Source organism: Moorena sp. (assembly GCF_982860115.1).
On sequence record NZ_CEYLVT010000218.1, the window covers coordinates 1 to 10,653 of the forward strand.

General features: G+C 41.9%; 5 protein-coding genes. All 5 read right to left on the bottom strand.

Annotation, left to right across the window (positions count from 1 at the left end):
• Positions 1–5,084, bottom strand: a 5,084-nt coding sequence (locus AC4II3_RS26440; protein WP_490722935.1) for an ATP-binding protein, incomplete at its 3' end; no start/stop codon positions are given.
• Positions 5,085–5,105: 21 nt separating this feature from the next.
• Positions 5,106–5,294 carry a hypothetical protein gene (locus AC4II3_RS26445; RefSeq protein WP_488013825.1) on the bottom strand — a complete coding sequence of 63 codons (189 nt, stop codon included), beginning with the start codon at positions 5,292–5,294 and terminating at the stop codon, positions 5,106–5,108.
• Positions 5,295–5,552: 258 nt separating this feature from the next.
• Positions 5,553–7,145, bottom strand: a complete 1,593-nt coding sequence (locus tag AC4II3_RS26450; protein WP_488013827.1) for a hypothetical protein — start codon at positions 7,143–7,145, stop codon at positions 5,553–5,555.
• A 74-nt stretch (positions 7,146–7,219) separates the two neighbouring features.
• On the bottom strand, positions 7,220–7,600 hold the full coding sequence (locus AC4II3_RS26455; RefSeq protein WP_488013829.1) for a hypothetical protein: 381 nt from the start codon (positions 7,598–7,600) through the stop codon (positions 7,220–7,222).
• Between the two features lie 7 nt (positions 7,601–7,607).
• Positions 7,608–10,653: CHAT domain-containing protein (locus tag AC4II3_RS26460; protein ID WP_488013831.1), on the bottom strand; the 3,046-nt coding region annotated here is incomplete at its 5' end.

Below are 10,653 nucleotides of genomic sequence, written 5' to 3' on the forward strand. Positions count from 1 at the left end.
TTAACCTTTAATGTTACTTGACCAGTATCAGTGAATTTAACAGCATTACCTAATAAATTTAGCAGTACCTGTCGCAGTCGTTTCTCGTCAGCTTTAATGCCATGAGGTAAGTTATCTTCAGGGTTATATTGGAACAAAATATCTTTTCCATTTGCACGCATGCGGATAATCCCGACCACACTTCCGATGAAACTCTGTAGGTGTAAATTTCTCGGGTAGAGTTCCATTTTGCGGGCTTCGATTTTGGATAGGTCTAGGATATCGTTGATCAGAGTCAATAAATGGTTGCCGCTTTGCTCAATAATCCTTAAGCCATCGATTTGCTTGGTACTTAGATCCCGGTCTCGCTTCAGGATTTGAGCATAGCCGAGGATACCATTGAGAGGAGTACGCAATTCATGGCTCATATTGGAGAGAAAATCGCTTTTAGCTTGGTTAGCAGTATCGGCTTTTTGTTTAGCAGCTTTCAGTTGTTGATTAGAGTCAGCTAGTTGGGCGGTGCGTTCTTCTACTTTTTGTTCTAGGGTGTGGGAATAGTCTTCTAATTGGCGATACAACAGGGCATTTTCTAGGGAAATAGCGGCTTGGGAGGTGAGCAGATTTAACACTTCTAATCGGTCTGGTGTAAAGGCTCCAGTGGTGAGATTATTTTCCAGATAGAGCAAACCAATTAGTTTGCCTTGGTTAATAATGGGAGTACACAAAATCGATTGGGGTTGATGAATCTGGATATAGGGATCTGTAGAGAAGGTGTTATCTTCAGTAGCACGGTGAAAAACAACACTGGTTTGGGTTCGGATAACGTAGTTGATAATGGATTTGGATAGGGAGGTTTCTGAGAAAGTATCTAAGGGAGCAAATTGTAAAATGTTTACTTTATTGGTATTTTTATTGCTATCAATTATCCCTTCTGCTGCGATCGCCCATTGCTGATTCTGTTGAAGCAATAGATACGCCATTTCGGCTCCGGCATTTTCGATCACAATTGCCATCATGTTGGCTAGTAAGGTATCAAGTTTAATCTCTTGGGCTAAGGCTTGAGAGGCTTTCAGGATACTGATTAGGTCTAGGGAATCGGATAGGGTAGTGGCAGTGGTGGATGAGGTGGTGGTGTTAGTAGCAGAGAATCGAACGTTACTGGCGGTTTGGGTTAGTAATTGGGGATAATATTGTTCTAAGTCTTGGACTTTTGCTAATGCTCCCCAGTGAGTGTAGCTATGGTATGCTTCCATCATGTAGAGTTGGGCAATTTTGTCTTTGCCCCATTCCAGATAAAATTTGGCAGCGAGTTCGTTGGCCAGGGCTTCTTCGTTAAGATATCTGTTTTCCTTTGCTTCAGCAATGGCGCAATTGTATAGATCCATCGCTTCAACGTTTTGACCTAGAATCCGATGGCGCTCTGCTTCTACTAGATGAAATTTGTGCAGATAATTCATGGGAGCATAGTCAGCCCAGTTTTTCATCTTTTCTTGATTGGTAGCAACACGAGCTAAAGATTCTTCTTTTTCCAGGGTTGTTGAACTATAATATAGCTCCAGCCTTACCAAAGAATCGTAAAAATAGAACAGGGGTACGAATACTTGTCCGGGAATTCCTTCTAAATATAGTTCTAGTTTAGCAGCAATTTCCCTAGCTTCAAGCAGATCACCAAATAGAAAGCAAAGAATCAGTTTATTAGCATATAATAATGCCATGGTACTGATATCGTTGGCTTGCTGATGGATTGGTAACATTTGCGCTTCGTTATAGGCTTTACCGATTAGATAACAGGGATTTTCGGCATTTCCCAGCAAATTCAAAACCCCTTGATGAAAGATTTCGTTTAAGTGAAAGACAGTTGTTTGGTTGAGCTGATGGATGGCTTGGCTATAGGTGGCTATCTCTTGTTCAAGTCCGTTTAGTTCCTTGCCCAGGACATAGGAATGGGAACAATAATCTAAAGCGGCAAATGAAGCATATTCTAAATCACCAGTTTCCAGCCCACTTTGATAGGCTTCAAGCAAAGGGTTTAAGGTTTCCCTGATATGCTCTTTCCAATGCTTGATAGATAGGCAAACTATCTCGACTGTTTTGGCTTTAGTATTAGCTCTATTATTAAATTTTTCTAGAAGACTGAAAGCAAGTTTTCCAAATTCATAACCGCTATCGATGTCTCCCACTATCCCGCAGAGAATTAAGCCATAATTGGCATAAGCAAAGGCCGAAAAACAGGAATTGCCATGGTTGATGGATAAATTGACTTGTGCAAACACAATCAGGGGTAACAAGTCAGGAATTGCCATATACGCTGCATTCAGCACGCTGGATAAGATTTCCATAGTTGCCAGCTTGTAGGGATCGGTCATTTCTGGCATGTTAATTAAGTCTTGAATGCCTATAGCTGGCAAATTCTCGATGGTTTCGGCCAGTCCAAGCTCGATATCGGTGTTGGTTGGGTTTTCTGGAAGGTTTACCCCTAGGAGTTTGAGAATCGTTAAAGCGGTATTGAGGGCGTCCAGCAACTGGTTTTGTCCGATGGAGGCTTGAATTTGGACTTGGTAAGCTTTCACCTTGTCCAGCAGGAGTCTAGCTTGCTGTAGCACTACCTTTGCTAATCTTGCCATTGCTTTCAAATCACCGTTAAGGTAGGCTGCCTCAATGGCTTCGTTATGTAAGGCTAATGTCAATTCATAATGGGTTTGCCAACTATCTGCTGATAGATCGGATAGATGATTAATGCCTGCATTGGCGTAATTAGTTGCTAATTCATAAGCAGCAGCAACTTTGGCTTTTTGACTGGCGATGAGATTAAGGCTGGCAATTTCATGGAATTCTTCTGGACAGGTAACCTGGTCACTGGCAAGATTGAGATGATCGATAATCTCAAAGATAGACTCTGATAATGTTTCGGATGTCTTGGTTTTTAATAACAGGCGACCGATTAGTAAATGAAAAGCTGTTTTTTGTGATGGTTCAATCAGGGTATAGGCTGCTTGTTGAACCCGATCGTGCTGAAATCTAAATTTAACTAGACTGCAGTCGGTATCATGATCGAGGTTAATCAGCTGATACCCTTGATTTAAGGAAACAATTAACCCCTGTTGGATAGCGGGGAATAAACCATAGATTACTTGCTGGGGAGACTGTTGATAAATAACGGCTAATAGTAATACATCAAAGCTATTACCAATACAAGCGGCTACCTGCAATATCTTTTGAGTCGTTTCCGATAGCGTGCTGATTTTACTTGCCATAAAGTCTACCACATTATCGGTAATGTCTTTGGCTTGAATCAGCTCACTATCCCATTGCCATTGGCACTGGGTATGGTTAAATAGTAATAATTTTTCTGTATATATTGATGTGATAAACTCTGTGGTAAAAAAAGGATTACCATGAGTTTTGTAGTAAACTAAATCTGTTAAGGGTTGGCTATCTTGAGGGGAACAGTCTAAGGCATCAGCAATTAACTGATTCACATCGACTGGCTTGAGATTATCGAGATGAATCTGTGAAACAATTCCCCCCTCTTGTTTGATTTCTTCCACAGCGGTCATGAAGGGATGGGCTTCATCTACTTCATGGTCTCGGTAGGCTCCTACAACTAGTAAATGCTGAAGCTCCCCATCGGTGATAATTGTCTTTAGCAGCATTAATGAAGCACTATCAGCCCATTGGCAATTATCAATGAACAAGACCAGTGGATGATCTGACTGACAAATGGCTTTGATGACGTTCTTGAAGACTAGATTGAAACGGTTTTGGGCTGCGATCGCATCCACTGGTGCTACGGTGGGCTGTTTACCGATAATCCTCTCTAAATCAGGAATCACATCGATTAAGACTTGCCCGTTGTTGCCCACAGCAGCTATAATTTCCCGCCGCCATTGATTGAGAGTCGTTTCGCTTGCGGTCAGCAGTTGATTGCACAAGTCACCGAAAGCTTTTGCGATCGCATCATAGGGAATGTTGTGCTGATATTGGTCATACTTACCAGCAATGAAATTACCACCCTTGGCAGTAATCGGTTTGTAGACTTCATTAACCAAGGCTGACTTGCCCACACCAGAATAACCAGCCACCAGCAGTAGTTCAGCCCCGTCTTTCCTAGAGAAGGCAGCTATCCGGTCAAATGCTGCTAGCAACGTCGCTATTTCCTGGTCTCGACCATACAAGGTTTCAGGAATAGTGAATCGTTCGGAAATGTCGTGGTGACCGAGTTGAAAGGTTTTGATTTCTCCTGTGGTTTGTAATTGTTCAAGACAGTGTTCCAAATCTGTCTTGAGCCCATGAGCCGACTGATAGCGGTCTTCGGCATTTTTCGCCATCAGTTTAAGCACAATATCTGAAATCGCTTTTGGACAACCGTCTCCCCCTCCCTCCCGCTCTGAGCTGATCAAGAGATGGGGTGCCACAGGGGATTTAGCCAGATGAGAATGTACCAACTCCATCAGGTCAGTAGTGGGAAACGGTAGCTGTTTTGTTAACAGTTCATAGAAGGTGACACCAAGGGAATAAAAATCTGTACGGTAATCCAGGGAGCGGTTCATTCTCCCGGTTTGTTCTGGTGAGATATAGGCTAAGGTTCCTTCTATGACATTGGGATTTTTTAGAGTTGGATTTTCCCGGGATAACACCGTAGAAATCCCAAAGTCAATTATTTTCAGCTCTCCCGTGTCTGGGTTAAAAACAATATTACTGGGGTTAATATCCTTGTGAATCACATTGGCCCTATGAATTTCTCCTAAAATTTTAGTAATCTTGATAGCAATAATGATAAAGTCTTTGATGCTAAGGGTTTGTTTAGTTAGTAAAAGGCTTAATGACTCTCCGCCAAAATCCTCTAAAATAATTACCCGAGTATTCTGATACTGCTGCAAGTCATAGACTTGAATAACTCCTTCTAGATTAAGAGAGCAAGTGATGTGATATTCTTGTTGATATCTGGTTAGTTCTTCTGGGCTAGGATAGTCCTGTTTAAGAAATTTAAGGATAACCGGCTGCTGATCACTATCGCGGTAACCACGATACACAAGAGAATTGGAACTTTCATAAAGTTGGGCAGTGATTTGGTAACCCTTGAGGAGGGAGGCTGGCGGGTGCATCGTTTGATTTTCAATCTGTAACTAAGGGGAGATAGGGAGCAGGCAATAGGCAATAGGCAATAGGAACCCACCCCTAACCCCTCCCAGGAGGGGAAGGCAAGAGGCAAGAGGCAATAGGCAAGAGGCAATAGGCAAGAGGCAATAGGCAATAGGCAAGAGGCAATAGGCAATAGGCAATAGGCAATAGGGAAAAAATCTTGTGTACCTCATAGCTATGAGAAACCCTATAAACCTTCTATTGTTATGAGTTTTTGTGCCAACAGCTGATAGCTGACCGCTGACCACTGAGCGCTGATAGCTTACCGTGTTCCATCAATTCATCAAAGGGACTACAGTCAGAGAATTCCCTAAACTGTTGCTAAATTAACAACTAGTAATCTATTACGGCGGTTTGCATAACTATCAAGTACACAGGATTTTCTCCTTCTTCCCTATTCCCTGCTCCCTGCTCCCTACTCCCTTTGCAGATCATTTTGACCGCCAATTGATACATAGCTTCCACATTAAAGCAACGATCACACCAAATCCAACACCAAGCAACACATGAAATACCACAAACACCACACTGTAACTCAAGCAAGGCTGGTCTTCAGCTTTAGGGCAATTTAAGGATCCCTTCCAGTCTAGTTTGATCAAGATCGCTTCTAGAGGTTGTTTAGCATCGCTTTGGGAAGAAATAGTACTGACGGCTAGGCCAATACCGACGGAGGTGATCCAACGTTCTAAATTTTTTTCTCGTTCCTCGGCAGCCTTCTCTTGTTGACGACGTGACTCCTCTAATTTTTTTTCTCGGGCTCGATCAGCTTCCTCCTTATCTCTGAGGGCTTGTTCCAAAGCGCGATCGCGTTCTGCTTGTTCAATTTCCACAATACCTCTGATTGAGGAAATCGCTTTGTCTAACAGGGCGGAGCTATGTCCAAAATAGCTTAAGTTTATTTGAATTTGCTCTTGATAAGTAGGGCTGATTTTATGCTCAAATACTGACAAAAAGCTTAACTCTTCGTCATTGGGTAATTTTTCTTGAAGTTGTTGAAGCTTTTCGGAATAATTGTGAGCATTAGTCTTGATGGTTAAGCTATAGCTTTCTAACTGTCTCAGCCAGTCTGAATAGTTCAAGTCTAGCTTCGGCAGTATTCTCAGCTTCTTCTTAAACTCCAACAGGTCATCATCAGATAATACGCTCTGATTATCTTGAATTTCGGTCGTTTCATTGATGATTTGTTTAATATCTTGATATCCTTGGTAAGCATCACTATAAACCTCCCGGCTGATTTGATAAGCTTTAATGACTTTTTGGCGATAAAAAAATAAATCAATAAAATTTTGATAAAACAAGCAAAAATTATCGTCGGCTCGGGCACCATAGTTGCCATTGACCTCTTCTCCTAAAAATAGCCAAACAAAAATTTGGCCATAGTCTTGAGATTGATCGGGAATGCCATATTCAAAAATCGGACTATCAAATAATTGACCTTCTTGATACAGCGGTGGACAGTTATCCTGATTCTTTTCTCCCAGAAAATTTTGCACACACTGATCAGCTATCTCTTTCCATAAATGTAAATCTTGCTGTTCCTTCTGGGGTAGCCAAGCAGTTAGTAACAGAATTTGTCCTAGGGAACTGTTAATGTTACTGGGAAGAAAGCACTGGTCTGGATTAAAATCCTTGAATACAGTCAGGTCTACGTCTTCGGTTTTCTGATTATTCTCAACTTCAGGAATCCGAATATTCAAACCGAGAGCATAACTATCATAGATCTGGAGTGGACAAGCTTGACCAGTAATCGTTATTTCTTTGCCAGTATTGAGAAATAATTTCCCCTCCAACGGTAAGAGAATATTTTCCTTGGTGGCTCCTTTTAGTAAAGCAATGCGGGAACCTTCGGCAACGTCTCTCAGGTCTAGCCTCTGTTGAATTTGGAATTTAGCAAAAATATCATGGCACTTGTGCCAAAGCAGTTTGCTGTCATAGTCCCTGTGTGCTTGGGAATCACTACTAGATAGATTCCGAAGATGGAAGGCAAAGAGATGAATATTAGGTGCGTAGATTTTGTGAGTCATTGTTTGAGATTTTTAGTAAGGATTCAGCCGTCAGCTTATGCCCGTAGGGTGGCTGACGGCTGATAGCTCAATGCTTACCCTTTTTTTGATTGCTGACTGTTGTCTTGATCCTGTTGATTAGTTTTAACTTTAATAGTTTCTGTGAGTTTTTTTTTGAATTCTTCAAATACGTTTTGAAGAATACCTGCGTCGGAATTAGGAGGAGGCTCGGGTGACTTCTTTAATTCCTGAGTAGTTTCAGCAAATGGGCGTATAGTATCTCTGACTTGTTTATGTTTTTTCAACCAAGTTTTAATTAGCTCTTCTAATTCAGCTTCTGTTGGAGTGTCTAAAGCTGCTAAAACTTGATCTAAGTCTTGCAAGTCTTCAAGTTGAAACTTTTCAGAGTCAGTTTTTAGTGCGTGCTTAAAACCTTGGATTATTTTTAAAATTTTATTATTTTTTTTTGGATTCATAATTTAACTAAATATAGTATTTTCCAATGGCACAGTAACCCGCCCAATAATAAGGATAATCAAACGGAGTTTCTTGATTGTCAAATAAATCGCATGATTCCTCCACTTCTTCCTTAAAGCTATTATCCAATTCCAACTCTTGAGTTAACTTTTCAGCCCAATCTCGCAAGTCCTGTACAGTGGCATCTCGCAGCCAGAGTTGCGCTTGATTCAGGGCAAGTGCTAAGGACATTGGCTTTAGCAAATTCTGATAAAATTTAATCAGTAACAATGCTGTAGACACCTGCTCTACCTTCCATAGGCTACTAACTACTGCTGGACTTCCGGCAACTAAGAAACCACTGGGTAAACCAATGTATTCGTCGCTGCTATTCTTGAAGTCGATTAATCCTGTTTCACAAGCAGAAAGGGTGACAAGGCGACATTGTTCTAATTTCAGGGCAAAGATGGCATCTAAGGTGAGCTGAGCATCTGCCAGCATGAGAGCCGATTTACGTGGTTCTTTGTAGTTAAACTTACCGTGACCACTAAAATAGATACAGTGGTAAGTGTTGAGAGGTTTGCTCTCTATGGCGGCTTTGGTGGCAGCGTTTTCCACAAAGACCTCTGTATCTGGTGGTGGATTGAAGTAGCGTTTAATCACTTCCACTTGGATGTTAGCGTAACTTAAGTTACCCGTGGGGTTTTGGACGGCAAACAGGTGGGTAAAGTCCGGGCGTTCTCTGGTTTGAGCAAGTTCCAGTAGTTGACAGCTAGGGGCGTAACTTACCCCTGCTGGAAACCGATCCATGAGAATTTGAGATGTAGCTTCTCCCTGCTGACTGTTAATCGGTAAGGCATGAAGCGGGAACAAATGTAAAACCTGATGGGGGATTAAAATTAAGCGATCGCACTCTGGGGCTATTTGCTGAATAATGTCATCTATGTGTAGAATCTCAGCCAACAAATGTAGGCGGTTATTCAGGTCGTTTTGCCAATCATATTTTTCGTTGTTGTAGGCTCGCCAATATCCATTTGCCCAATTTAGGAATTTGTCGAAGTGGGAAGATCCAAGTTTTTCACAAACATATCTCATTAAGCTGTAGGATTCTGATTCTACCGCCCACCTCAAAACATATATTTGCCACAATGGGATGCTCTCTTCCAAGTCTTCTAACTTAGAATGCCAAACTATATGGCGGTTGAATAGGAAACACAGAAGCTGATTTCCCGTAATGTAAAATTCTGCAATGGTGGTGCGATCATCCAGCTTCTGCTGAAATTGCTTAAACTGAAAGGTAGAACCGATAGGTAAATATTGGTCTTGTAAATCATTGCGCTGCTGTCGCAACTGTTGGAGATGTTGTGCTAAGACTTTTTGATTTTCAGCTTTGCCATGTTGGATTTGATATTGTCCTGCCGCTATTTCATCCCTGTATTGTTCTAGTTTAGTGACAACATTTGGGGGAAAGATGGTTTTCAGGTCACGGCTGATAATCTCTTCAACTAAATTGCGGGTTTTGCTCCGTTCAACATATTCAATGGCTTCGGTGATATTATTTAATTCTAGGCAAGTTGCTACCATGCCTCGATATACTTTATTCCATTCTTCCGCTAGTTTTGTCTTGTATTCTTCTACTCCAGAACCAGAAAGAATTTCATCTCGCAGGGATTCTACTGTTTTAATGGCAGCATCAAAAGCCTTGTAAGCTTCCGGGAAATTTTGAGCATCTTGGTAAGCAATACCGAGATGGTTTTGAGTCAAAGCCCAATCATAGGGAAAAGCTTCACGGGTGTAGACTCTTAAAGCCGATTGGAAGCAAGCGATGGCATCTTCTAGGTTTTGTGCTTTGGGACCTGTCATTCTGTTAAAGTAAGCAATACCGAGATTGTTTTGAGTCATTGCCCAATCATAGGGCAAAGCTTCACGGGTGCGAACTGCTAAAGCCAATTGGAAGCAAGCGATGGCTTTTTCTAGGTTTTTTGCTTTGGGACCTGTGATTCTTTCTAAGTAAGCACTACCGAGATTGTGTTGAGTCCCTGCCCATTTTTCGGGAAAAGCTTCACGGGTGCGAACTTCTAAGGCAGATTGGAAGCAAGCGATGGCCTTTTCTAGGTTTTGTGCTTTGGGACCTGTGATTTTGTTACGGTAAGCTTCACCGAGATTGTTTTTAGTCTGTGCCCATTCTTCGGGAAAAGCTTCACGGGTGCGAACTTCTAAGGCAGATTGGAAGTAAGCGATCGCTTCTTCTATGTTTTTTGCTTTGGGACCTGTGATTCTCTCAGAGTAAGCAAGACTGAGATTGTTTTGAGTCGTTGCCCATTTTTCGGGAAAAGCTTCACGGGTGTAAACTTCTAAGGCAGATTGGAAGTAAGCGATGGCCTTTTCTAGGTTTTGTGCCTTCTCTCCTGTGATTCTGTTACGGTAAGCTTCAGCGAGATTGTTTTGACTCTGTGCCCATTTTTCGGGAAAAGCTTCACGGGTGCGTACTTCTAAAGCCCATTGGAAGCAAGCGATGGCATCTTCTAGGTTTTGTGCTTTTTCCCCTATGATTCGGTCAGAGTAAGCATTACCTAGATTGTTTTGACTCCTTGCCCATTCATAAGGAAAAGCTTGACGAGTGTAGACGCCTAAAGCCAATTGGAAGCAAGCGATGGCCTTTTCTAGGTTTTGTGCTTTGGGACCTGTGATTCTGTTACGGTAAGCTTCACCGAGATTGTTTTGACTCCTTGCCCATTCATAAGGAAAAGCTTCACGAGTGTAAACGGCTAAAGCCAATTGGTAGCAAGCGATGGCATCTTCTAGGTTTTGTGCCTTCTGACCTGTGATTCTGTTAAGGTAAGCAATACCGAGATTGTTTTGAGTCGATGCCCAATCAACAGGAAAAGCTTCACGGGTGCGTACTTCTAAAGCCGATTGGTAGCAAGCGATCGCATCTTCTAGGTTTTGTGCTTTCTCTTCTGTAATTCTTTCTAAGTAAGCATTACCGAGATTGTTTTGAGTCATTGCCCATTCATAAGGAAAAGCTTCACGGGTGCGTACTTCTAAAGCCGATTGGTAGCAAGCGATCGCA